Genomic DNA, 25,163 nt, shown 5'->3' on the forward strand with positions numbered 1-25,163 from the left:
CCGATGAGCGCGATGGCCGATTTCCAGCAGGACGGTGCCGATACCGGCACGCTTCGCTTTACCGGCGATCTGTCGCTCGCGAAGATCGGCAATCTGCCCGATCGGCTCGAGGCGATCGACGCGGCTTCGGTGAAGCATGTCGACCTCAGCGGCGTCGACCGGATCGACACGATCGGCGCGTGGGTCGTCCACCGGTTCGCGGCGCGCAACGATGCGACGATCGATGGGCTCGACGAGAACGACCAGGCGTTGTTCGACCAGGTCGTCGCCTCCGACCAGCCGGTTGCCGCCAGGCCGGTGAAGGTCGGCGCGCTCTCCCGCGTGGTCGGCGAGATCGGCGACGCGGTCGTGCTGTCGGGCAAGACGATGCTCGGCCTGCTCGGGTTTCTCGGCGCGACGACGATCGCGTTCGGCAGCGTCATCCGCCACCCGCGCCGTTTCCGGTTCAACGCCGTGGTCCAGCGGTTCGAGGTCGTCGGCGTCGCCGCGCTCGGCATCGTCGGGCTGATGAGCTTCCTGATCGGCATGGTCATCGCGCAACAGGGCGCGGTCCAGCTGCGGCAGTTCGGCGCGGAAGTGTTCACGATCAACCTCGTCGGCCGCCTCACGATCCGCGAACTCGGCCTGTTGATGACTGCGATCATGGTCGCGGGGCGCTCGGGCTCGGCGTTCGCGGCGCAGTTGGGCACGATGAAGCTCACCGAAGAGATCGACGCGATGCGGACGATCGGCGTGTCGCCGATGGAGGCGCTGGTGCTGCCCCGCGTGCTGGCCGCGATCGTGATGATGCCTCTGCTCGGCTTCTATGCGTCGATCATCGCGATCATCGGCGGTGGGCTGCTGTGCTGGGTGCAACTCGGCATTCCGCCAGTGACGTTCATCGCGCGCATCCGCGAAGTCGTGCCGATCACCGATCTGTATATCTCGCTGATCAAGGCGCCGGTGTTCGGCGCGATCATCGCGATCGCGGGCTGTTTCCAGGGCATGCAGGTCGAATCGGACGCCGAGCAGGTCGGGCTGCGCACCACCTCGGCGGTGGTCCAGGGCATCTTCCTGGTGATCGTGCTCGACGCGTTCTTCGCGGTGTTCTTCACCTGGTTGGGTTGGGACTGATGCCCCGCAAGACGGACAACAAGACAGACGATTTCATCATCTCCGTGAAGGGGCTGAAGAACGCGTTCGGCGATTCGGTGGTGCACGAGGGGCTGGACCTCGACGTGCGACGCGGCGAGATCCTTGGCGTGGTCGGCGGGTCGGGTACCGGCAAGTCGGTGCTGATGCGCTCGATCATCGGCCTGCAGACGCCGGTCGCGGGCGAGATCACGGTGTTCGGCGAGCCCAATATCGGCCGCGAGGAAACCGAGGCGACCGAGATCCGCAAGCGCTGGGGCGTGCTGTTCCAGGGTGGCGCGTTGTTCTCGACGCTGACCGTGGCCGAGAACGTCGAAGTGCCGTTGCGCGAATTCTATCCGGACCTGTCGCCGGCGCTGCTCGCGGAGATCGCGTCGTACAAGGTGGTGATGACGGGCCTGCCCGCTGACGCCGCGAACAAGTTTCCCGCCGAGCTGTCGGGTGGCATGAAGAAGCGTGCGGGTCTTGCCCGTGCGCTGGCGCTCGATCCCGAATTGCTGTTCCTCGACGAGCCGACCGCGGGGCTCGATCCGATCGGTGCGGCGGCGTTCGACGGGCTGACGCAGTCGTTGCAGAAGACGCTGGGGCTGACGGTGTTCCTGATCACGCACGATCTCGATACGCTGTACGCGATCTGCGACCGCGTCGCGGTGCTGGCCGACAAGAAGGTCATCGCGGTCGGGACGATCGACGAGCTGATCGCACTCGATCACCCGTGGATCGAAGAATATTTCAAGGGGCCACGCGGCCGTGCCGCGGTCGCGACTCAGGAGGCGCACGAGCGCGCCGACGAGCAAGCTGCCCGACACCCTACCGAAGTCCAGTCCAAGCAGTCCGCGCCGGACGACGCCGACGCGACATACGCCGAGAAAGAAGCAAGGACGCGCTGATGGAAACCCGTTCGAACCACGTCCTAGTCGGCGCCGTCGTGCTGATCCTGCTGGCCCTGCTGGCGCTGTTCACCGTGTGGATCGCGCGGATCGGCGGCAAGGAAGAGAAGGAATACGACATCTTCTTCCGCCAGTCGGTCGACGGGCTCGCGCGCGGCTCGGCCGTGGTGTTCTCCGGCGTGCCGTCGGGTCAGGTGAAGACGATCTCGCTGTGGAAGAACGATCCGCAGTTCGTCCGCGTCCGGATCAGCGTCAACGACGAGACGCCGGTGCTGCAGGGCACGACCGCGTCGATCTCGGGCGTCGGCTTCACGGGCGTCAGCCAGATCTCGCTCGATGGCGCACGCAAGGGTGCGCCGGCGATCGGCTGCCCCGACACGAAGACGCCGACCGAATGCCCGTACGGCGTGCCGGTGATCCCGACCAAGCTCGGTGGCCTGGGCGCTATCCTGAACTCGGCACCGCAGTTGCTCGAGCGTCTGTCGACGCTGACCGAGCGCCTCACCGGCTTGCTGACCGACCGTAACCAGGCATCGATCGCGGGTATCCTCGAGAACACCAATCGCCTGACCGATGCACTCGCCGATCGTGGGCCTGAGATCGCCGCGACGCTTGCGCAGACGCGGGTTGCGATCCAGCAGGCCGGCGATGCCGCGCAGCAGTTCGGCGTGCTCGCCAAGACCACCAACGGCGTGCTGTCCGAGGACGTGAAGCCGGCAATGGCGAACCTGAACAAGGCGATCACCTCCGCACAGCAGAGCGCTGAAACGCTCAACGCCGCGATCGGCGATGCACGACCAGGCTTGCAGGCCTTCTCCAAGACGACGATCCCCGAGGCCAACCGTCTGGTCCGCGACCTCCGCACGACCGCCGCAGCGCTGTCGTCGGTCGCCGAGAAGGTCGACCAGCAGGGAGCAAGTTCGCTGATCGGGCAGCAGAAGCTCCCGGATTACAAGGGTAAGTGAGGCACGCCATGAAGACACCGCTCATCCTGATCGCGATGCTGCCACTTGCCGGGTGCATCAGCTTCGGCGCGAAACCGCCGCCCACATTGCTGACGCTGACGAGCGCATCGTCGGTGCCGGTCGGCCAGAACCAGGATTCGGCGACCGCGAAGTCGATCACGATCCAGGTCCCGGTCGTACCGCAGTCGCTGGCGACCGCGCGCGTGCCGGTGCAGGCGACGCCGACTTCGATCGCGTACGTGACCGACGCGCAGTGGGCCGAGCCCCCGGCGCGGCTGTTCTCGCGGCTGGTGTCGGATACGGTTGCGGCGCGCACCGGGCTGGTCGTGCTGTCGACGGCGCAGTCGGTCGGCGATCCCGGCGGGTTGCTCGGTGGCGAGCTGCGGTCGTTCGGTCTCGATGCGACGACGCGCGAGGCGGTCGTGACGTTCGATGCGTCGCTTACCCGCGTCGGCAAGACGACCGTCGAGAAGCATCGCTTCGAAGCGCGCGTGCCGGTCTCGGCGATCGACGCGCCCTCGGCTGCGGCCGGGATCAACCAGGCGGCGAACCAGGTCGCGACGCAGGTGGCGGACTGGATCGGTCGGTGAACGCCCCTTCGTTCTGAACGCCCCTTCGTTCTGAACGCGGCGTCGACCTGAGCGTTGACGCTCTCTGACGAGGAGAGCGACGATGCCACAGGGCGACAAGAGCGCGTACACCGACAAGCAGAAGCGCAAGGCCGCGCATATCGCGGACGGCTATGAAGAGCGCGGCGTTCCCGAGAAGGAAGCCGAGGCGCGGGCCTGGGCTGCGGTGAACAAGGATTCTGGCGGGGGTAACCTGTCCGGCTCGGGTCGCGGCAAGCCTGATACGCATGCGTCTTCGCATGAGGGCGGGAAGCAGGCGGCTGGGCGTAGCGCGGCGGCGAAGTCTGCGGCTGCGAAGAAGGGTTGGGAGACCCGGCGGAAGAAGGCGGGGTAAAGCCGCAGGACGTCATCGAAGCGGTCCGTCATCCTGACGAAAGTCAGGGTACAGAGTTACTTGCGGTGCGCTTCATGGCTCTGGATCCTGACTTTCGTCAGGATGACGGACGGTGTTTCCGACTGTGCTTGTCGAAGTTTCAGTCGGCGAGAGAGGCTTCTGCTTTGGCTAGATGCAGTCGTGCCTCTGCCTTTCTCTCAAGGGGAGAGGGATTTAGAGGGCTAGCATCGCTTCCGCTTCAGCCAAATGGAGACGCTCGACCATCTGGCCATCCAGGCGGATCGCGCCTTTGTCAGCATTTTCGGGATCCTGGAACGCTGCCACGACCTGGCGCGCCCATGCCAACTCCTCCTCGCTGGGGCCAAAACCGGCGTTGGCCGCATCGATCTGGGAGGGGGTGGATCAGCGTCTTGCCGTCGAACCCGAGCGTCGCGCCTTGCGCGCACTCGGCGGCGAAGCGGGGCGGGTCGTCGAGGGCGTTGCAGACGCCGTCGAGCGCGACGATCCCGGCGGCGCGGGCGGCCATGATCGTTGCGGTGAGCGCAGGGATCAGCGGCATGCGATCGGCGCCGAGGCGGCAGCGCATCTCCTTTGCAAGGTCGTTGGTGCCGGCGATCAGCGCGGTGAGGCGCGTTTCGGCTGCTGCTGCGGAGAGGGCGGGGAGTTCCAAGATCGCGGCGCATGTCTCGATCATTGCCCAGATCGGGGGGCCGTCCTCGCCGAGCGATGCGCGGACCGCGAGCAGGTCGGCGACTGATGAGACCTTGGGAACGAGCACCGCTGCTACGCCTATCGCGCGAATCGCGGCGATGTCGTCGGCATACCAGGGGGTGTCGAGGCCGTTGACCCTGACCACGAGTTCGCGCTCGCCGAAGCCGCCTTCGCGGATCGCCTCGACCACGCGGTCACGGGTTGCGGCCTTCTCGTCGGGCGCGACGGCGTCTTCCAGGTCGAGGATGACGACGTCGCACGCGAGCGTCCGCGCCTTGGCGATCGCGCGGGCGTTCGAGGCGGGCATGTAGAGCGCGCTGCGGCGGCGTCTGGTCGTCATGCTATCGGCCGTCGCGCATCAGGTGACGACGTCGGGGGGCGGTGCGGCCGGTGTGCTGCGCGATACCCGCGATCGTTTCCGCGGCGGCGACGATGCTGGCGAGCATTTCGCCTGTGTCGCGGTCCAGGTCGCCGCCGACGGGTTCGTAGCGTTCGAGGTATACGCGCAAGGTCGCGCCGGTGGTGCCGGTGCCCGACAGGCGGAACACGACGCGGCTGCCACCCTCGAACAGGATGCGGACGCCCTGGTTGCGGCTGATCGAGCCGTCGGTCGGGTCGGTATAGGCGAACTCGTCCGCGGTCTTGACGGTCAGGTCGCCGAACTGCTGGCCGGGGAGGGTGGCGAGGCTGGAGCGCAGGGCGGCCATCAGGGCGTCGGCGCGCGGGGTATCGACGCCTTCGTAATCGTGGCGCGCGTAATAGTTGCGGCCGAACTTTGACCAGTGATCGCGGGCGATCGTGTCGACGCTTTCACCGCGGACGGCGAGGATGTTGAGCCAGAGGAGGACCGCCCACAGGCCGTCTTTCTCGCGGACATGGTCGGACCCGGTACCGGCGCTCTCCTCGCCGCAGATCGTCGCCATGCCGGCGTCGAGCAGGTTGCCGAAGAACTTCCAGCCGGTCGGGGTTTCGTAGGCGGGAATGCCGAGCGCTTCGGCCACGCGGTCGGCGGCGGCGCTGGTCGGCATCGAGCGGGCGATACCCTTGAGACCGCCTGCGTAGCCCGGCGCGAGGTGAGCGTTCGCGGCGAGCATCGCGAGGCTGTCCGAGGGGGGTGATGAAGCGGTGCTTGCCGATGATCAGGTTTCGGTCGCCATCGCCGTCCGAGGCTGCGCCGAAATCGGGTGCGTCGGGTGCCATCATCGTCTCGTACAAAGCGTGTGCGTGGACGAGGTTGGGGTCGGGGTGGTGGCCACCGAAATCGGGAAGGGGCTCGCCGTTGCGGACGGTGCCGGGCGCGAAGCCGAGGCGGCGTTCGAGGATTTCGGTGGCGTACGGCCCGGTGACCGCGCTCATCGCGTCGAACGCCATCGTCAGTTTTGCGGCGCGGATCGCGTCGAAATCGAACAGCGTCTCCATGAGCGCGGCGTAATCCTCGACCGGGTCGACGACCTCGACGGGCATATCGCCGACCGTGACTTCGCCGTCGGTGTCGAGGTCGATGTCGTCGGCGTCGACGGTCAGCCAGCGGTCGATCTCGAGCGTGCGCGCGTTGATCGCGTCGGTCACGGACTCAGGGGCGGGGCCGCCGTTGGCGATGTTGTACTTGATCCCGAAATCCTCGTCGGGACCACCGGGGTTGTGGCTTGCCGAGAGGACCAGCCCGCCGATCGCGCCACGCTTGCGGATCATGTGGCTGGCCGCCGGGGTCGAGAGGATGCCGCCGCGACCGACGATGACGCGGCCGAAGCCGTTGGCCGCCGCCATGCGGATCGCGACTTGGATGACCTCGCGGTTGAGAAAACGACCGTCGCCGCCGATGACCAGGGTCGCGCCGGTCTTGTCCGCCACCACGTCGAACACGCTCTGGACGAAATTCTCGGCGTAGTTCGGCTGCTGGAAGACTTTCACCTTCTTGCGCAGCCCTGAGGTGCCGGGCTTCTGATCGGTATACGGCGTGGTCGATACGGTGCGGATCATGCGGTCCCCGTCAGGCTTGCGTAAAGGTCTGCGTAGCGCCGGCCGCTCTCGTCCCACGAGAAGTCCGCGCGCATCGCGTTGCGCTGCAACATGGACCAGCGATCGGGGCGTGCATAGAGGGCCATCGTTCGGCGTAGCGCGTGGCTGAGCGCTTCGGGCGTGACGCCGTCGTGCTGGACGCCGGTGGCGACGCCCGCGGCGATCGCGGCTTCGTTGGCGTCGATCACGGTGTCGGCGAGGCCCCCGGTGCGCGCGACGACAGGAATGCAGCCGTAAGCAAGGCCGTAAAGCTGCGTCAGGCCGCAGGGTTCGAACCGCGACGGTATCAGGATCGCGTCGGCACCGCCTTGGAGCAGGTGCGAGACGGGCTCGTCATAGCCGATGCGGACGCCGATCCGGCCGGGGTGGCGTTCGGCGGCGGCGAGGAAAGCGAGTTCCAGGGCGGTGTCGCCCGAGCCGAGCAGCGCAAGACGGCCGCCGAGCGCGACGAGTTCGTCGAGGGCGCCGGCGAGGACGTCCATGCCCTTCTGCCAGGTGAGGCGGCTGATGACGGTGAAGATCGGGCCGTCGCCGGTGTCGAGGCCGAACAGGGTTTCGACCGCGCGCTTGTTGGTGCGGCGGCGGGCGAGCGCGCGCGCGGTGTAGCGGGCGGGGGAGGGACGCGTCGGTCTCCGGGTTCCAGACGGCGGGGTCGATGCCGTTGACGATCCCGGTGACGCGTCCGGCGCGGTCGTTGATCAGGCCTTCGAGGCCCATGCCGAATTCGCCGCGGCGGATTTCGGCGGCGTAGGTCGGGCTGACGGTGGTGATCGCGTCGGCGGCTTCGAGACCGGCTTTCAGGAAACCGACGCCGCCGTAATATTCGACGCCGTCGAGCGCGAAGGCTTCGTCGGGGGAGCGCGAGGTCGGCGAAGATGTCGTGGCCGTAGCGGCCCTGGAACGCGATGTTGTGGATCGTGACGACCGTCTTGGCGGGGGCGCCGGGGCCGGGGGCGTAGCGGAGATAGGCGGGGGGCCATCGCCGCCTGCCAGTCGTGCGCGTGGAGGATGTCGAACGCGTAGCCGGGGACCGTGCCCGAGGCGAGGTCGGCGGCGGCGCGGCTGAACGCGGCGAAGCGGCGCCAGTTGTCGGACCAGTCCGCGCCGGTCGCGTCGCCGTACGGGCCGCCGCCTCGGGCGAACAACGCGGGGGCGTCGAGGACCAGCAGCGGGTGGTCGCCGATTTTTGTCTTGAGGATGCGGGCTTCGGTGCCGAGCAGGTCGGTGTAGCGGTGGACGACTTTGGCGCGCTTGGTGACGGCGGCGAGGGCTGGGTAGCCGGGGAGGAACGTGGTCAGCGCCACGTCATGCGGCGCGAGCGCGGCCGGGAGCGCGCCGACGACGTCTGCGAGACCGCCGGTTTTTATGAGTGGGTAGGCTTCGGAGGCGACGGAGAGGACGCGCATCAAATCCTCCCCGGCACGGGGAGGGGGACCGTTCGCCACTGGCGAATGGTGGAGGGGCTCGCCGCCGACGTACCGCTTGTGGAAGCCCCCCTCCACCATGCGATGCATGGTCCCCCTCCCCGTGCCGGGGAGGATTTGCGTTGGTCATCACGCGATTAGCCGGTCGATCATGGATTTGGTTACCAGCACCACGCCGTTGTCGGTGCGGCGGAAGCGTTGGGCGTCGGATTCTGCGTCCTCGCCTACGATCAGGCCGTCGGGGATTTCGACGCCGCGATCGACGACCACCTTCGACAACCGCGCGCCGCGGCCGATCACGCAGTGCGGGAGGATCACCGCTTGATCCAGCATCGAGTAGCTATGCGCACGCGTCCCGGTGAAGATCAGGCTGCGGTGGATCGAGGAACCGGAGATGATGCAATCGCCGGACACCAGCGACGACACGGCCTCGCCGCGGCGACCGTCGTCGGCGTGGACGAACTTTGCGGGAGGCGTGACCTCCGAATAGGTCCAGAGTGGCCAGCTGCGGTCGTAGAGGTCGAGCTTGGGCACCACGTCGGTGAGGTCGATGTTCGCCTCCCAATAGGCGTCGACCGTGCCGACATCGCGCCAATAGGCCTCGACCTCGAGCCCCGAGCGGACGCAGCTGTCCGAGAAGCGATGCGCGACCGCCTTGCCGTTTTTCACGAGGTACGGGATGATATCTTTGCCGAAGTCGCGCGACGATCCGGGGGTTGCGGCGTCGCGACGAAGCTCCTCGAACAGCAGCTTGGTCGTGAAGACGTAGATCCCCATCGATGCCAGCGCGATGTCCGGGTTGCCGGGGATCGCGGGCGGATCGGCGGGCTTCTCGACGAACGCGGTGACGTTGTCGTGCTCATCCACGGCCATCACGCCGAACCCGACCGCCTCCATCCGCGGCACTTCGAGGCAGGCGATGGTGACGTCCGCGCCGGTCTCGCAATGCTGTTGCAGGATCAGCTCGTAATCCATCTTGTAGATGTGGTCGCCGGCCAGGATGACCATGTATTCGGGCGCGTGGCTCTCGATGATGTCGATGTTCTGGTAGACCGCGTCGGCGGTGCCCCTCGTACCATTGGAATTCGCTGATGCGCTGCGACGCGGGCAGGATGTCGAAGCTCTCGTTGCGTTCCGAACGCAGGAAGTTCCAGCCGCTCTGGAGATGGCGGATCAGCGAATGCGCCTTGTACTGCGTCGCGACGCCGATCCGGCGGATGCCCGAGTTGATCGCGTTGGACAGCGCGAAATCGATGATCCGCGCCTTGCCGCCGAAATACACCGCGGGTTTGGCGCGCGTATCGGTCAGCTCCATCAGGCGACTGCCGCGGCCGCCGGCCAGCACATACGCCATCGCGTCGCGCGCCAATGGCTGTCCCCGCCGTTCCACCATGTCCGTCTCTCCCTAATATTCAGCAGTATAACGCGCCGTCACCCGCCGGTTGTTCCGTCGTTGCGCCGGATCGGTCTTCGAACTCGATCAGCCTTCGTATTCGAGCATGATCGTCGCGAGCGGGGGCAGGGTGACCCAGGCCGCGCCGTCCTTCGCGACGACGCCGCCGAGATTGCCGAGCCCGCTGCCCCAATAGTCGTGCGCGTCGCTGTTGATGATCTCGCACCAGCGGCCGTCGAGCGGCAGCGGCACGCGGTAGGGCGCGCGGGCGATCGGCGTCATGTTGGCGACGATCGCGATCGGCTTTGCGCCGGGCGCCTTGCGCAACCAGGCGAACACCGAATTGGCGGCGTCGTCCGCGACCAGCCATTCGAACCCTTCCGCCTCGCAGTCGCGCGCGTGCAACGCCGGCTTCTCGCGGTAGACGGTGTTGAGGTCGCGGACGAGGTTGCGCATGCCTTCGTGGCTGCGCGCGTTGCGCAGGTCCCAGTCGAGCGCGCGCGCTTCCGACCATTCGCGACGCTGCGCGAACTCCTGGCCCATGAAGAGCAGCTTCTTGCCGGGGTAGCCCCACATGAACGCGTAATAGGCGCGCAGGTTGGCGAATTGCTGCCAGTCGTCGCCCGGCATCTTGGTCAGCAGCGAGCCCTTGCCGTGGACGACCTCGTCATGGCTCAAGGGCAGGACGAAATTCTCGCTGAACGCGTAGACGAGCCCGAAATTGATCTCGCCGTGGTGGTGCTTCCGGTGCAGCGGATCGCGCGCCATGTACTGGAGCGTGTCGTGCATGAAGCCCATGTTCCACTTGAACCCGAACCCGAGCCCACCGCTCTTACCGTCGTCGCTCACCGGCGCGGAGACGCCCGGCCAGGAGGTCGACTCCTCGGCGATCGTGAAGACGCCGGGATGCTGGCCGTAGATCTCGCGGTTCATGTCGCGCAAGCAAGCGACGGCCTCCCAATTCTCGCGACCGCCCTGCTCGTTGGGGATCCATTCGCCGGCCTTGCGCGAATAATCGCGGTACAGCATCGACGCGACCGCATCCACGCGTAGGCCGTCGATATGATAGCGCTCGGCCCAGAACAGCGCGTTGTTGACGAGGAACGACGTCACTTCGCGCCGCCCGAAATTGTAGATCGCGGTGTTCCAGTCGGGGTGGAAGCCGAGCCGCGGATCCTCGTGTTCGTAGAGCGCGGTGCCGTCGAACTTGGCGAGCCCGAACGCGTCGGTCGGGAAATGCGCGGGGACCCAGTCGAGCAGCACGCCGATCCCGGCGAGATGCGCGCCATCGACGAACCGCGCGAAGCCATCGACGTCGCCGAAGCGCGCGGACGGCGCGTAGAGACCGGTGGTCTGGTAGCCCCAGCTCGGGTCGTACGGGTGTTCGCTGATCGGCAGGAATTCGATGTGCGTGAAGCCCATCTCGACCACGTACGGGATCAGGCGGTCGGCGAGTGCGTCCCAGGTGAGGAACCAGCCGTCGGCGTCACGGTCCCACGATCCCGCGTGCACCTCGTAGATGCTGATCGGTACGCGGCGCGGATCGACCGAGGCCCAATGCTTGCGGTGATCGGTGTCGGCCCAGTCGTGCGCGAGTTTCCGCGTGATCGAGGCGTTGGCGGGGGCGGAGTTCGGCCGCGAAGGCGAACGGGTCGGCCTTGAGCGGCTGCAACTGGCCGTCGGGGCCGACGATCTCGAACTTGTAGGCGCGGTATTCGGCGATGTCGGGGATGAAGATCTCCCACACGCCGACGTCGCCGCGCTTGCGCATCGCGTGGCGGCGGCCGTCCCAGTCGTTGAAGTCGCCGACGACCGAGACGCGCTGCGCATTGGGGGCCCAGAGCGCGAAGTGGACGCCGTGTGCGCCCTCGTGCTGGATCAGGTGCGCGCCCATCTTGTCGTGGAGGCGGCGGTGCGTGCCCTCCGCCATCAGCAGGTCGTCGATCGGGCCGAGTACGGGACCGAAGCTATAGGGGTCGGTGACCCACCACGAGGTGTCGCCCGCCTCCGCGTGGTATTTCACCGGCTGTTGCGTGCCGTCGATCGGACCCTCGAACAGGCCGCGATCGTCGATGCGGGGAGCGTGCCGAGCGCGGTGCCGTCGAGCGCATGCGCCTCCGCCGTGTCCGCGCCGGGCAGCCAGACACGCGCGAACACGCCGGTCGGGCCGCTGTGGACGCCGAGCAGCGAGAACGGATCGTCGTGACGCCCTTCAAGGAGGGCAACGATGGCGCCTTCGGGTGGCTTCACATGACCGTCCAGATCTCGCGCGCATATTCGCGGATCGTGCGATCGGACGAGAACCAGCCGACGCGCGCGACGTTGCGGACGGTCGAGGCGACCCAAGCGTCGCGGTCGTTCCAGCGCGTGTCGACGGCGCGCTGAGCAGTGGCATAGCTGTCGAAATCGGCGGCGAGCATAAACCAGTCACCCTCGTACAACCCGCCCATCAGCCCGGCGTAGCGCGTCTTGTCGTCGGGCGAGAACACGCCGGACGCGATCGCGGATACCGCCTGGCGCAGTTCGTTCGAGCCATCGATGACGCTGCGCGGATCATAACCGTTGGCGCGCTTCGCCTCGACCTCGTCCGCGGTCATGCCGAAGATGAAGATGTTGTCGTCGCCGACGCGGTCCTTGATCTCGATATTCGCGCCGTCGAGCGTGCCGATCGTCAGCGCGCCGTTCATCGCGAACTTCATGTTGCCGGTGCCCGACGCTTCGAGGCCGGCGGTCGAGATCTGTTCGCTGAGGTCGGCGGCGGGGATGATCTTCTCCGCCAGCGACACATTGTAATTGGGCAGGAAGGCCACCTTGAGCAGGCCACCGACGGAAGGGTCCGCGTTGATCCGGCGCGCGACGTCGTTTGCCAGTTTGATGACGAGTTTGGCGTTGTGATAGCTCGACGCCGCCTTGCCCGCGAACAGCTTCACGCGGGGCGTCCAGTCGCGTTCGGGGTGACTGCGGATCTGGTCGTAGAGCGCGACCGTCTCGATGATGTTGAGCAACTGGCGCTTATACTCGTGGATGCGCTTGATCTGGACGTCGAACATCGCGTCGGGATCGACGCGGAGCCCCATCGTCTCCTTGATGTGATTTGCCAGTGCCACCTTGTTCGAACGCTTCACGCTCGAAAAGCGCTCCCTGAAACCGGAATCGTCGGCAAAAAACATCCAGATCGACGAGCTTTTCGGCATCGTCGAGGAAGCCGTCGCCGATCGCATCGCGGATCAGCGCGGTCAGGCCGGGGTTGCACTGCTGGAGCCAGCGGCGCGGCGTGATGCCGTTCGTCTTGTTGTTGATCCGCGTCGGGTAGAGCTTGTGCAGATCGGCGAAGACCGTCTTCTTCATCAGCTGCGTGTGGAGCGCGGCGACGCCGTTGACGCTGTGCGACCCGGCAAAGGCGAGGTTCGCCATCCGCACGCGCCGCTCGCCGCCCTCGTCGATCAGGCTGATCGCGGCGATCGCGCGATCATCTATGCCGTCCGTGCCACGGGCTTCCCGCAACAGCTTGGCGTTGATCGCGTAGACGATCTGCATGTGCCGCGGGAGCAGGCGCTCGAACAACGGCAGCGGCCAGCTCTCCAAGGCCTCGGGCAACAGCGTGTGGTTGGTATAGCCGAAGGTGGCGCGCGTGATCTTCCACGCCTCGTCGAACGCGAATTCGTGGTGGTCGATCAGCAGCCGCATGAGTTCGGCGACCGACACCGCAGGATGCGTGTCGTTGAGCTGGATGGCGGCCTTGTCGGGTAGCGTGCGGATGTCGCCGAAATACTGGATGTGGCGACGGACGATGTCCTGAATCGACGCGGACGAGAAGAAATACTCCTGGCGGAGGCGGAGTTCCTGGCCGGCGGCGGTTGAGTCGTTGGGGTAGAGGACGCGGGTAAGTGTCTCGGCGCGCGTCTGATCGGCAAGCGCGCCCGAGAAATCGCCGGCGTTGAAGCGGTCGAGCTTGATCGGATCGAACGCGCTGGCAGTCCAGAGGCGGAGCGTGTTGACGTGCTTGCCGCGCCAGCCGACCACAGGGGTATCGACGGCCGTCGCCTCGACCGCCTCGGAGGGACTCCAATGGACCTGACCGTTATCTGCGACCGTCACTTCGCCGCCGAAGCCGACGAAATACGCGCTCTCGCGGCGTTCGAACTCCCAGGGGTTACCGTGCGCGAGCCAGTTCTCGGGCATCTCGACCTGCCAGCCGTCGTCAATTCGCTGGCGGAACATGCCGTTCACGTAGCGGATGCCGTAGCCGTAAGCCGGCAGCGCTAGGCTCGCCATGCTCTCCATGAAGCACGCGGCGAGCCGGCCGAGGCCGCCATTGCCGAGCGCCGCGTCGGGCTCGATTTCCTCGAGTTCGGCGAGGTCGACGCCGTGGAGCTTCAGCGCCTGCGTGACTTCGTCGTTGCGCTGGAGGTTGGTCACCGCGTCGCGCAGCAGCCGGCCGATCAGGAATTCGAGGCTGAGATAATAGACGCGCTTGGCGCCGGCCGCGTGCGCCGCCTTGGTCGACGCCATCCAGCGTTCGACGATGTCGTTGCGGACCGTCAGGATCGTGGCGGCAAGCCAGTCGTGGGGGCGGGCGGCCTGCGCATCCTTGCCGATGCGGTGGACCAGCGTGTCGAGGATCGAGTCGGCCAGATCCTGGATGACGGGTGCTTGAACGGGCGGCTGTACGGCAGGATCTGAGGTCACGCGGTTTCCGAAATCGTTACGGTCGCGGCGATCCTAGCCTCCCGCGAGCCGATGTCACGCGGACTTCCTTCCCGTGATGGAAAAGAAGGTTGTCGATCAATGCTTTGAATTTGGGATGATCCATCACCGCGCTGGGGCGGTGGTGGACAGGGTAGGGTTCGAACCTACGTAGGAGAAACTCCGGCAGATTTACAGTCTGCTGCCTTTAACCACTCGGCCACCTGTCCAGGCCGCTTTTGCAAGCGCCGCTCTTTCAAGCGAGGCGGCTCAATGGCGAAGCGCGCTCGGTGTGTCAACGCAGGTTTTGCGAAGTTTCGTGGTTCATAGTTGCCGCGGGAGCGGGAATGCCGACAAGGACGCGGCATACACAGACACGATAGAGAGCGAATATGGCACGCAAGGGACACAGGCCGAGCAAGGCACCGGCAGGCCGCCCCCGCTTCTGGGGCAAGCACGCGGTGGGCGCGGCGCTCGCCAATCCGGAGCGCACGGTGCGCAAAATCCTCGGCACGCGCGAGGCGCTCGCCGGGTTCGACCTGCCGGCCGACGTGCCGGTGACCTATGCCGAGGCGATGGATCTGGCGCGGCTGGTGCCGGGCGATGCGCCGCACCAAGGCGTGGTGATCGAGGTCGAGCCGCTCGAAGACATGTGGCTGGCCGACCTGCTCGAGCATGGCAAGGACGACAACCGCCCGCTGGTGATCCTCGACGGCGTAACCGATCCGCATAACGTCGGTGCGATTCTGCGCTCGGCGGCGGCGTTCGATGCGCTGGGGATCATTACGCCGGACCGGAATGCGCCGCCGGAGTCGGGGACGATCGCGCGGGCTGCTTCGGGTGCGCTTGAGAGTGTGCCCTGGATCCGGGTGGTGAACCTGGCGCGTGCTCTGGAGGAGATTGCGGCGGCGGGGTTCTGGCGGATCGGGCTGACCGGCCATGCGACGCAGACGCTGTCGGAAGCAATGGGGACGCAGCGAATCGCGATCGTGCTCGGCGCCGAGGGCGAGGGCATGCGGCAGAATACCGAGCAGCATTGCGACGAGCTGGCGAAACTGCCGATCTCGGAGAAGGTGGAGAGCCTGAACGTATCGAACGCGGCGGCGATCGCGTTGTACGCCATCACCACGCGGTAAATCACTCCCTCGCCCCTACGGGGAGAGGGAAGGGGCTCGCCGCACTTGCGGTGGGAAGGGAGAGGGGGAGTGAGGCTCGGGACGGTTCATCCCAACGCCCCTCTCCCTTCCGTCGCCCACGGCTCCTCCCTCCCCTCTCCCCCGGAGGGGGCGAGGGACATGCGGAATCAGTCCTCTTCGGCGATCCGGACCTTTAGGCCATCGAGCCCATCAGTCAGTTCGATCTGGCACGACAGTCGTGAAAACTCATCACGGTCACTCGTCGAATCGAGCAAATCATCCTCATCCGGCCCCATCGGCTTCAGTTTGCCCGCAAAGTCCGGGTCGACATGGACGTGGCAGGTGGCGCACGAGCAACAGCCGCCGCACAGCGCCAGGATCTCGTCGATCCCGGCGTCGCGGATGACTTCCATCACCGATAGGCCCGCCTCGCCGATGATCTCGCGTTCTTCCCCTTCGCGCGTCACGACGATAAGCTTGGGCATGTCATTCTCCGAAAAATCTTCGTGCGTTCATGCCGTTGCGCGAGCCAGGGATCAAGCATCATGGGCCTGAGCGCAGAGCAACTCGAAACCGCGATGGCGGCGTTGTGCGAAATCGAGCCGGCGTTCGCGGTCGCGGTCGGCAATGCCGGCCACCCCGCGCCCCGGATCAGCGAGCGCGGCTTCGCGACGTTGCTGCGGACGATCGTCGGTCAGCAGGTGAGCGTCGCCTCGGCCGCGGCGGTGTGGAATAAGCTCGACGCGGTGGTCGGCGGCGCAGGCGATCCGGAGAAGATCGCCGCCGCCAGCGACGAGTTGCTGAAGAGCGCCGGACTGTCGCGCCAGAAGCTCGGCTATGCACGCAGCTTGGCCGACGAGGTGACGAGCGGCCGGCTCGACCTGACCAACCTGCCCGAGGACGACGAGGGAGGCGATCGCCGCGCTGGTCCGCGTGAAGGGGATCGGTCGCTGGTCGGCGGAGATCTACCTGCTGTTCGCGGAAGGGCGGACGGACATCTGGCCCGCGGGCGACCTTGCGATCCAGATCGAGGTCGGGCGTATCCTGGGCCACGAGACACGGCCGAGCGAGAAACTGACGCGAGAGGTGGCGGAGGCGTGGCGCCCGCACCGCGGTGCTGCGGCGATCTTCGCGTGGCATCATTACCAGGCGGACATGAAGGTGATTTGACTTCCTTGCTCCCCTCCCTGGAAGGGAGGGGCGCGGGGTGGGTCGGTTTCCGCATGTTTGGACGGTGGTGGCTCGAGCGGGCCTACCCACCCCCAGCCCCTCCCTTTCAGGGAGGGGAGACGCTTCCCATATATTCGTTGTGTACGCACGCACACGTCGGCTCGGCGAAAGCCGGCATCTCTCCATTCGAATGGCTACACCCGCCAACCGGAATACCGCAGTTATCCCTGGAGTGACGGGACGGAGGTGAACGCATTGTCGCCCGGCGTGCCAGCCACGCCTTGTCCCCTCTCCCTCGTTCCGGCAAAGCAGCCCCCGATGTCAGCCCCCAATCTCCCCGCGTCCGGCTTCGCCAACTCGCTCGCCGAGAGTCACCGCACCGTCGTCGTCCCCGAAGGCGCGTCGTTCTGGCGGCGGCTGTTCGCGTTCGTGGGGCCGGGATATCTCGTCGCAGTCGGCTATATGGACCCCGGCAACTGGGCGACCGACATCGCCGGCGGCTCCGCATTCGGCTACACGCTGCTGTCGGTCGTGCTGCTGTCGAACCTGATGGCGATGGTCCTGCAAGCCCTGTCCGCACGCCTTGGCATCGTCGCAGGGCTGGACCTCGCCCAGGCCTGCCGCGCGCATTATTCGAAGCCGGTCTCGGTCGCGCTGTGGTTCCTGTGCGAGATCGCGATCATCGCCTGCGACCTTGCCGAAGTGCTCGGCACGGCGATCGCGCTCAAGCTGCTGTTCGGCCTGCCTTTGGTCTACGGCGTCGTGCTCACCGCGCTCGACGTGTTCCTGATCCCTCGCGCTGCAACGCTTCGGGTTCCGCAAGCTCGAGGCGTTCGTCGTCGCGTTGCTCGTGATCATCGCCGGCTGCTTCGTCTTCGAGCTGTTCCTGGCGCGGCCCGAATGGGCGGGCGTGCTCGGCGGGCTGGTGCCGACGACGCAGATCGTCACCGACCCGGCGATGCTCTACATCGCGATCGGCATCCTCGGCGCGACCGTGATGCCGCACAACCTGTACCTCCATTCGTCGATCGTCCAGACCCGCGCGTTCGCCAAGGACACGGCGGGCAAGCGCGACGCGATCACGATGGCGACGATCGACGGCACTGTTGCGCTGGGACTGGCGTTCTTCATCAACGCGGCGATCCTGATCCTCGCGGCTGCGACCTTCCACGTTGCAGGGCGCACCGACGTCGCCGAGATCGACCAGGCGTACGAGCTGCTCGCGCCGATGCTCGGCATGGGCGCTGCGAGCGTGTTGTTCGCGGTCGCGCTGCTGGCGTCGGGGCAGAACTCGACGGTGACGGGCACGCTTGCCGGCCAGATCGTGATGGAGGGGTTCCTCAACCTGCGCATGCCGGTCTGGGCGCGGCGGCTGGTAACGCGGTTGCTCGCGATCGTGCCCGCGGTATTCGTGGTCGGTGCGTCGGGCGATGCGGGGAGCGACGAAGCTGCTGGTGCTGAGTCAGGTCGTGCTCAGCCTGCAGCTCCCGTTCGCGGTCGTGCCGCTCGTCAAGTTTACCGGCGACCGCACGATCATGGGCGAACTGGTCAGCCCGGCGTGGTTGAAGATCCTCGCCTGGGTGATCGCGGCGGTGATCATCGGGCTGAACGGCACGCTTCTGTACGGCATGCTGTAGATACGAAAACGGCGGCCGATCGCTCGGCCGCCGCTTCCTTTTTCGTTAGCGTCGGCTGAAGCTCAGCGGCACTTAACGTTGCCGCGGTCGACCGAGCGGCCGAGCAAGGCGCCGCCACCGGCACCCGCCAGCGTGCCAAGCGTGCCGCCACCGATCAGGTTGGCCAGCGCGCCGCCGCCGAGGGCGCCGATCACGAGGCCGGTGGTGCCGTCGTTGCGCTTGCAATAGGCGCGGCCGTCGCGACCACGATAGATGCGGTCGTTGCGGCTGAGGCGGCGCTCGCGGTACTTGCCGTCGCGGTAGCTGTTCGACGGATCCCAGTTGCGGTCGTCGCCACGCCAGTTGCGATCGTTGCCGCGGCGGTCGTTGTCGTACCGGCGATCGTCACGATCGCGACGATCGTTGTTGTCGCGGCGATCGTCGTAACGCTGCGCGGTCGCGGCGGTCGGCAGCATGGCCGGCGCTGCGACGGCGACCGACATCAACGCTGCGATAAGATGCTTCTTCATGGGATAATCTCCTGATGCGTGACACGGTAACCCGTGCCGCACCGGAAAAGTTCAAACAGTAGCTTTATCCGCCATCGAGCAGTCGTGGCCGCTTCCCGTCTCGACCTGCAACGTGGCGTGGCCGATGCCGAATCTGTCATGGAGCATCGTCCTCGCGTTGCTGAGGAATTGGTCGCCGGGGTGTCCGGCGGGCATCACCAGGTGCGCGGTGAGGACGGGCTCGGTGGTGCTCATCGGCCAGATGTGGAGATCGTGGATCTCGGTGACGCCGGGCAGGCTGCACAGCGCCTCGTCGACATGGTCGAACTCGATCCCGCGGGGGACGGCGGACAGCGACATCTCGACGGTCTCGCGGAGTAGGCCCCAGGTCTGCCAGAAGATCAGGATCGCGATGACGATGCTCACCGCCGGATCGATCCAGGTGAGGCCGGTGCGCCAGATCACGAAGCCGGCGATCACCACGCCCGCCGACACCAGCGCGTCCGCGGCCATGTGGAGGTACGCGCCGCGGATGTTGACGTCGCCCTTGCGGCCGCGTGCGAACATCCAGGCGGTGAACGCATTGACCGCGATGCCGATGCCCGCGACCATCGACACGGTGAGGCCGGCGGTGGGTGCAGGATCGGAGAAGCGCTGCGACGCCTCGAGCACGATCGCGCCGAGTGCTACCAGCAGCAGCAGCGCGTTGGCCAACGCGGCGAGGATCGTCGAGCCCTTCAGCCCGTAGGTGTAGCGCTTGGTCGGTGCGGTGCGCGCGAGCATCGTGCCGCCCCACGCGACGACGAGGCCGAGCACGTCGCACAGATTGTGGCCGGCGTCGGCGAGCAGCGCGACCGAGTCGATGCGCAGGCCGACGATCGCTTCGACGACAACGAAGACGATGTTGAGACCGATGCCGATCGCAAAGGCGCGGTCGAACGAGGCGGGCGCGTGGCTGTGGCCATGTCCGCCGTGGGAGTGGCCGCCGCCGTGTGAGTGACCATGCGAATGGTCGTGCCCGTGATGATGTCCGCCCAAAGCCCGCGCTCCGCTAAATTCGGCCGCCGCCTAGCATCGACGTATCGTGTGATACTAGGACGCGAGCGAGCATTCTCACGCGCTGCCCGAAGCGCAACGGTCCCCCTCCCTGAAAGGGGGGGGCAGGGGGTGGGTCGGCCTGGTTATGTCGCGACGGCAAGGACATGCGGAACCCGACCCACCCCCAACCCCCTCCCTTCCAAGGAGGGGGAGCAGTTTCACCCACTCCGTCACCCCGGCGGAGGCCGGGGCCCACCGTCCCGCGCACGCAATTCTCTCGAATGTGCGGAACGGTGGATGCCGGAACGAGCCCGGCATGACGGAGAGTTAGCCCTCGTTCGCCAAGGCCTTCAACCGGTACAGCGCGTCGAGCGCATCCCGCGGGCTCATCGCGTCGATGTCGAGTTTCGCCAGATCCTCGCGCAGCACGTCGCACGCCGCCTCCTCGACCTGCGCCGCCGCCGCGAACAACGGCAGGTCGTCGAGCCCCGCCGCCAGCCCGCCGGTCTTCGCGCGCCCGGCTTCGAGCTTCGCCAGCACCGCCTTCGCCCGCGCCACCGTCACCGGCGACATCCCCGCCAGCCGCGCGACCGCCAGCCCGTAGCTCCGATCCGCCGGGCCATCGGCGAGTTCGTGGAGCAGCACCAGCTCCCCCTTCCACTCGCGCGCACGGACATGATGCAAGGACAGCGCCTCGCACCGCTCCGCCAACCGCGTCAGCTCGTGGTAATGCGTCGCGAACAGGCAGCGACAGCGATTGTCCTCGTGGATCGCCTCGACCACCGCCCAGGCGATCGCGAGGCCGTCATAGGTGGACGTTCCGCGCCCGACCTCGTCGAGAATCACGAACGACCGCGGCGTCGCCTGCGCGAGGATCGCCGCGGTTTCGACCATCTCGACCATGAAAGTGGAGCGGCCGCGGGCGAGATTGTCCGACGCGCCGACGCGGCTGAACAGGCGGTCGACCAGACCCAGCGTGGCCTTGGTCGCGGGCACGTAGGACCCGGCCTGCGCAAGGACTGCGATCAGCGCGTTCTGGCGGAGGAAGGTCGATTTACCGCCCATGTTCGGGCCGGTGACGAGCCACAGCCGCGAGTTTTCCGACAGGTTGCAGTCGTTGGCGACGAAGCGATCGCCCGACTTGGCCACCGCCGCCTCGACCACCGGATGCCGGCCGCCTTCGATCTCGAAGCACGCGTGATCAACCAGCGAAGGTCGCGCCCAGGCGCCTTCCGCGGCGCGCTCGGCCAGCCCGGCCGCGACGTCGAGCCGCGCTAGGGCATCCGCGGTCGCCGCAATCGCATCGCGCCCGGCCAGAGCCTGCGCGGTCAGTTCTTCCAGATGCGCCGCCTCCGCCGCCAGTGCGTGCGCGCCAGCCTGCGACACCTTCGCCGCGACTTCGTGCAGGGCAGGGGGTATTGAACCGGACCACGCCGGCGAGAGTCTGACGATGCGTGAAGCCGCTCTCGGGCTTCATCAACGGGTCCGCCGCGCGCGCGGGGACTTCGACATGATAGCCGAGCACGCCGTTGTGACGGATCTTCAGCGCCGTGACGCCGGTCGCGGTGCGGAATTCCGCCTCCAGCGCGGCGATCGCCCGCCGCCCGCCAGCGCCTGCATCGCGCAGGTCGTCGAGCGCGGCGTCATAGCCTGCCGCGATATAGCCGCCGTCCGATGCCTCGATCGGGGGCGACGGCACCAGCGCGCGCTTGAGCAGGTCGATCAGCGCGCCATGCCCGCGCAACCGCGGCGCGATGTCCCGCAGGAGCACCGGCGGATCGACGATCGCGTCCATCCGCTCGCCTAGGCTCCAGGCGCCGTCGAGGCCGTCGCGCAACTGCCCCAGATCGCGCGGGCCGCCGCGCCCTGCCGCCAGTCGCCCGAGCGCGCGGCCGATGTCCGGCAAGGCCCGCAACGTCGAGCGCAACCGCTCGCGCGCCGCTTGGTCGTCGTGGAACAGTCGCACCAGATCGAGCCGCGCGTCGATCGCCGCCTTGTCCATCAATGGCGCGCCGAGATCCGCGCCGAGCAACCGCGCGCCAGCGCCGGTCACGGTCCGGTCGACCGCATCGAGCAGGCTGCCTTTGCGCACGCCGCCGGTGGTGCAGGTCAGCTCGAGGCTTTCGCGGGTGGCGGCGTCGATCGCCATCGTCTCCGCCGCGCGGCCGATCCGAGGGGGGCGGAGGAAGGGCATCGTGCCCTTCGCATTATGCTCCAGATACGCGACCAGACCTCCGGCTGCGGCCAGCCCCGCGCGGCCGAACTGCCCGAACCCGTCGAGCGTTGCCACGCCGTACAGCCGCTTGAGTCTCGCCTCGCCAGCACCACTGTCGAAGTCGATCTTCGGCCGCAGCGTGGTAGCCGCCTCCTCGAAAGCGCTAGCCTCCGACGCAACAACCTCGGCCCCGCCAAGCCGCGCGAGTTCCGCCTCGACCGCGTCGCCTGCGACCTCGACGATCTCAAAGCGCCCGGTCGACACGTCTGCGGCGGCGATCGCCACCAACCCGCCCGCCTCGCCGATCGCCACGCACCAATTGTCCGAGCGCGCGTCGAGGAGCGCTTCCTCGGTCAGCGTGCCCGCCGTCACGACCCGCACGATCGCGCGTGCGACGAGCGCCTTCGATCCGCCGCGCGCCTTGGCTTCCGCCGGGCTTTCGACCTGCTCGGCGATCGCCACCCGGTGCCCGGCCTTGATCAGCCGTTGCAGGTACACCGTCGCCGCATGCACGGGCACGCCGCACATCGGGATCGGCTTGCCCTCATGCTCGCCGCGCGCGGTCAGCGCGATGTCGAGCACCCCCGCGGCGATCCGCGCGTCGTCCATGAACAGTTCGAAGAAATCGCCCATCCGGTAGAACAGCAGGCAATCCTGCGCCTCCGCCTTCAGGCCGAGATACTGCGTCATCATGGGGGTAGGGGCGGGGTGCGACATCAGGGGCGGGTAGCGAAACTTTGCGGGTTCGTCATCCGTCGCCGTTCTCCTGCGAACGCAGGAGCCCAGGGTTCCAGGGGACAGCGATGCTTGATCCTGGGCTCCTGCGTTCGCAGGAGAACATGGGCGAAGTGTCCGGGGTGACGAAGCGGCATCGTCTGCGTAAAGACACAGGCCACAGAGAGAGGCCCCGCCCATGTCCGACGAAACGCTGCAATTCTCCGAACGCGAAGCCTTGCTCTTCCACTCGGAAGGTCGCCCGGGGAAGATCGAGATCATCGCGTCGAAGCCGATGGCGACGCAGCGCGATCTTGCGCTCGCCTATTCGCCCGGTGTCGCGGTGCCGGTGCAGGCGATCTACGACGATCCCGCGACCGTCTACGATTATACCGCGAAGGGAAACCTCGTCGCGGTGATCTCGAACGGCACCGCGATCCTCGGCATGGGCAATCTCGGGCCGCTCGCCTCCAAGCCGGTGATGGAGGGCAAGGCGGTGCTTTTCAAGCGCTTCGCCGACGTCGACGCGATCGATATCGAGCTGAAGACCGAGGACGTGAACCGCTTCATCGACGCGGTCGAGCTGATGGAGCCGACTTTCGGCGGGATCAACCTCGAGGACATCAAGGCGCCCGAATGCTTCATCATCGAGCAGGCTCTGCGCGAACGGATGAACATCCCGGTGTTCCATGACGACCAGCACGGCACCGCGATCATCACCGCTGCCGGCCTGATCAACGCGTGCCTGCTCACGGGGCGGAAACTGTCCGAGGTCAAGATCGTCGTCAACGGCGCCGGCGCCGCGGCGATCGCCTGCACCGAGCTCGTGAAGGCGATGGGCGTGCGCGGCGACAACGTCATCCTCTGCGACCGCAAGGGCGTGATCTACCAGGGCCGCGACGGGGTCGACCAGTGGAAGTCGGCACACGCCGCGATCACCGAGACGCGCACGCTGACCGAGGCGCTGGTCGGCGCCGACGTGTTCCTGGGGCTCTCCGCAGCGGGTTCGCTGACGCCGGAGATGGTCAAGGACATGGCCCCCGCGCCGATCATCTTCGCGATGGCCAATCCCGAGCCCGAAATCCGCCCCGAACTCGCGATGGCCGCGCGTCCCGATGCGATCGTCGCGACCGGCCGCTCGGATTATCCGAATCAGGTCAACAACGTGCTCGGCTTCCCGTTCATCTTCCGCGGTGCGCTGGACGTCCGCGCGACCGGCATCAACGACGCGATGAAGATCGCCGCCGCCAACGCCATCGCCGAACTCGCGCGCGAACGCGTGCCCGAGGAGGTTGCCGCGGCATACGGTGTAAGCCACAGCTTCGGCCCGGCGTACATCATCCCCGCGCCGTTCGATCCGCGCCTTATGGAAGTCGTCCCCGTTGCGGTTGCGAAAGCCGCAATGGCCTCGGGCGTCGCGACCAAGCCGATCCTCGACATCGAAGCGTATCGCCACTCGCTCCGCGCCCGCCTCAACCCGACGACGTCGGTGTTGTCGATGGCGTATGAAGGCGCCCGCGCGCATCCCAAGCGCGTGATCTTCGCCGAGGGCGAGGAAGAAGTCGTCCTCCGCGCCGCGATCGCGTTCAAGGAAGGCGGCTATGGCACGCCGGTCCTGGTCGGCCGCGACGACGTGCCCGACCGGTTGCGCGCGCTCGGCGTCACCGATCCCGAGAGCTTCGAACTCCACAACAGCCGCGTCTCGCCGCTCGTCCCCCGGATGGTCGACTTCCTGTATTCGCGGCTCCAGCGTCGCGGGTACCTGCGCCGCGATTGCGAGCGGATGGTCAACCAGGACCGCAACATCTTCGGCGCGCTGCTGCTCCAGCTCGGTGAAGGCGACGCGATGATCACCGGCATCACGCGCACCTATGGCGAGACGATGCGCCAGATTTATCGCGTGATCGATCCGGCGGCGGGGAAGACGCCGTTCGGTATCCACCTGCTCGTCGGGCAGAGCCACACGGTGTTCATTGCCGATACCACGGTCAACGAGCGTCCGACCGCCGAGCAGCTGGCCGACTTCGCCGAGCAGACCGCGGCGGTCGCGCGGCGGATGGGGCATGAGCCTCGCGTGGCGTTCCTCAGCTATTCGAACTTCGGCAATCCGAAGGGGGAGTGGCTCGACAATATCCGCGATGCGGTGACCGTGCTCGACGGGCGGAAGGTCGGGTTCGAGTATGAGGGCGAGATGGCGCCGGATGTCGCGCTGAATCCGAAACAGTTGGCGAACTATCCGTTTGCGCGGCTCTCGGGGCCGGCGAACGTGCTGATCATGCCGGGGCTTCAGTCGGCGCATATCTCGGCGAAGTTGTTGCGGGAACTGGGTGGGGACTCGGTTATCGGGCCGATGCTCATCGGGATGGAAAAGCCGGTTCAGGTCGCGCCGATGACGTCGACCGCGAGCGAACTGGTGACGCTGGCAGTGCTCGCTGCCGGCGGCATAGCGCGCTAACTAAAACTCCCTCGCCCCTCCGGGGAGGAGGGAAGGGGCCCGCGGCGCTTGCCGTGGGAAGGGAGAGGGGAGTGAGGCTCGGGACGGTTCATACCAAAGCCCCTCTCCCTTCCGTCGCAAGTGCTCCT

11 protein-coding genes, 1 tRNA gene and 9 pseudogenes are annotated in these 25,163 nt (G+C 67.0%); 10 read left to right on the forward strand and 11 right to left on the reverse strand.

Annotated features, from left to right (window positions below; genetic code table 11):
- Nucleotides 1-3 precede the first annotated feature (3 nt).
- From NHF48_RS17275 to NHF48_RS17295, 5 genes are all read left to right on the forward strand, one after another.
- Nucleotides 4-1,113, forward strand: a complete 1,110-nt coding sequence (locus tag NHF48_RS17275; RefSeq protein ID WP_253071805.1) for an ABC transporter permease — start codon at nucleotides 4-6, stop codon at nucleotides 1,111-1,113.
- Nucleotides 1,113-2,021: an ABC transporter ATP-binding protein gene (locus tag NHF48_RS17280; RefSeq protein ID WP_056484782.1), complete on the forward strand. Its 909-nt coding sequence runs from the start codon at nucleotides 1,113-1,115 to the stop codon at nucleotides 2,019-2,021. Before NHF48_RS17275 ends, NHF48_RS17280 begins: the two co-directional genes overlap by 1 nt.
- Nucleotides 2,021-2,986, forward strand: a complete 966-nt coding sequence (locus NHF48_RS17285) for an MlaD family protein (protein ID WP_056484780.1) — start codon at nucleotides 2,021-2,023, stop codon at nucleotides 2,984-2,986. Before NHF48_RS17280 ends, NHF48_RS17285 begins: the two co-directional genes overlap by 1 nt.
- An 8-nt stretch (nucleotides 2,987-2,994) precedes the next feature.
- Nucleotides 2,995-3,576, forward strand: a complete 582-nt coding sequence (locus NHF48_RS17290; RefSeq protein WP_056061054.1) for an ABC-type transport auxiliary lipoprotein family protein — start codon at nucleotides 2,995-2,997, stop codon at nucleotides 3,574-3,576.
- An 82-nt stretch (nucleotides 3,577-3,658) separates the two neighbouring features.
- The gene (locus NHF48_RS17295; RefSeq protein ID WP_056061052.1) at nucleotides 3,659-3,949 is read left to right on the forward strand and encodes a hypothetical protein; all 291 of its coding nucleotides are present in this window, start codon (nucleotides 3,659-3,661) and stop codon (nucleotides 3,947-3,949) included.
- A 213-nt stretch (nucleotides 3,950-4,162) separates the two neighbouring features.
- Here the strand turns inward: NHF48_RS17295 and NHF48_RS17300 are convergent.
- The 7 genes and pseudogenes from NHF48_RS17300 to NHF48_RS17330 form a co-directional block, all read right to left on the reverse strand.
- A pseudogene (locus tag NHF48_RS17300) lies at nucleotides 4,163-5,000 on the reverse strand (HpcH/HpaI aldolase/citrate lyase family protein).
- A gap of 1 nt (nucleotide 5,001) precedes the next feature.
- Nucleotides 5,002-6,640 (reverse strand): annotated as a pseudogene (locus NHF48_RS17305) (alpha-D-glucose phosphate-specific phosphoglucomutase).
- A pseudogene (gene glgA / locus NHF48_RS17310) lies at nucleotides 6,637-8,085 on the reverse strand (glycogen synthase GlgA). The pseudogenes NHF48_RS17305 and glgA overlap by 4 nt, the downstream one beginning before the upstream one ends.
- 147 nt (nucleotides 8,086-8,232) lie before the next feature.
- Nucleotides 8,233-9,457 (reverse strand): annotated as a pseudogene (gene glgC / locus NHF48_RS17315) (glucose-1-phosphate adenylyltransferase).
- A gap of 126 nt (nucleotides 9,458-9,583) precedes the next feature.
- A pseudogene (glgB, locus tag NHF48_RS17320) lies at nucleotides 9,584-11,746 on the reverse strand (1,4-alpha-glucan branching protein GlgB).
- A pseudogene (locus NHF48_RS17325) lies at nucleotides 11,743-14,140 on the reverse strand (glycogen/starch/alpha-glucan phosphorylase). Before NHF48_RS17325 ends, glgB begins: the two co-directional pseudogenes overlap by 4 nt.
- Nucleotides 14,141-14,325: 185 nt before the next feature.
- A tRNA-Tyr gene (locus NHF48_RS17330) sits at nucleotides 14,326-14,412 on the reverse strand.
- Between the two features lie 162 nt (nucleotides 14,413-14,574).
- On the opposite strand from NHF48_RS17330, the gene rlmB reads away from it, so the two are divergent.
- A complete protein-coding gene (rlmB, locus tag NHF48_RS17335) occupies nucleotides 14,575-15,318 on the forward strand; it encodes a 23S rRNA (guanosine(2251)-2'-O)-methyltransferase RlmB (protein WP_056055070.1) in 744 nt (247 codons plus the stop codon).
- A gap of 167 nt (nucleotides 15,319-15,485) precedes the next feature.
- Here the strand turns inward: rlmB and NHF48_RS17340 are convergent, their stop codons facing one another.
- Nucleotides 15,486-15,803, reverse strand: coding sequence for a 2Fe-2S iron-sulfur cluster-binding protein (locus tag NHF48_RS17340; RefSeq protein WP_121885580.1), 318 nt, complete (start codon nucleotides 15,801-15,803; stop codon nucleotides 15,486-15,488).
- A gap of 60 nt (nucleotides 15,804-15,863) precedes the next feature.
- On the opposite strand from NHF48_RS17340, the pseudogene NHF48_RS17345 reads away from it, so the two are divergent.
- The 3 genes and pseudogenes from NHF48_RS17345 to NHF48_RS26130 all read left to right on the forward strand — a co-directional run bounded on the left by NHF48_RS17345 (nucleotide 15,864) and on the right by NHF48_RS26130 (nucleotide 18,184).
- Nucleotides 15,864-16,488 (forward strand): annotated as a pseudogene (locus NHF48_RS17345) (DNA-3-methyladenine glycosylase family protein).
- A gap of 462 nt (nucleotides 16,489-16,950) precedes the next feature.
- Nucleotides 16,951-17,220: pseudogene (locus NHF48_RS26125) on the forward strand (Nramp family divalent metal transporter); the annotation flags it as partial.
- Between the two features lie 118 nt (nucleotides 17,221-17,338).
- Nucleotides 17,339-18,184, forward strand: a complete 846-nt coding sequence (locus NHF48_RS26130) for an Nramp family divalent metal transporter (protein WP_446741219.1) — start codon at nucleotides 17,339-17,341, stop codon at nucleotides 18,182-18,184.
- A 3-nt stretch (nucleotides 18,185-18,187) separates the two neighbouring features.
- Here the strand turns inward: NHF48_RS26130 and NHF48_RS17355 are convergent, their stop codons facing one another.
- The 3 genes and pseudogenes from NHF48_RS17355 to mutS form a co-directional block, all read right to left on the reverse strand.
- On the reverse strand, nucleotides 18,188-18,634 hold the full coding sequence (locus NHF48_RS17355) for a hypothetical protein (RefSeq protein ID WP_093398655.1): 447 nt from the start codon (nucleotides 18,632-18,634) through the stop codon (nucleotides 18,188-18,190).
- Between the two features lie 51 nt (nucleotides 18,635-18,685).
- Entirely contained in the window at nucleotides 18,686-19,651 is a 966-nt protein-coding gene (locus tag NHF48_RS17360) for a cation diffusion facilitator family transporter (protein WP_253071806.1), read from the reverse strand.
- A 327-nt stretch (nucleotides 19,652-19,978) separates the two neighbouring features.
- Nucleotides 19,979-22,559, reverse strand: a pseudogene (gene mutS / locus NHF48_RS17365) (DNA mismatch repair protein MutS).
- A 220-nt stretch (nucleotides 22,560-22,779) separates the two neighbouring features.
- On the opposite strand from mutS, the gene NHF48_RS17370 reads away from it, so the two are divergent.
- Nucleotides 22,780-25,035 carry an NADP-dependent malic enzyme gene (locus tag NHF48_RS17370; protein WP_120299452.1) on the forward strand — a complete coding sequence of 752 codons (2,256 nt, stop codon included), beginning with the start codon at nucleotides 22,780-22,782 and terminating at the stop codon, nucleotides 25,033-25,035.
- Nucleotides 25,036-25,163 lie beyond the last annotated feature (128 nt).

It is taken from the genome of Sphingomonas sp. H160509, from assembly GCF_024124765.2.
Classification (GTDB): Bacteria; Pseudomonadota; Alphaproteobacteria; order Sphingomonadales; family Sphingomonadaceae; genus Sphingomonas.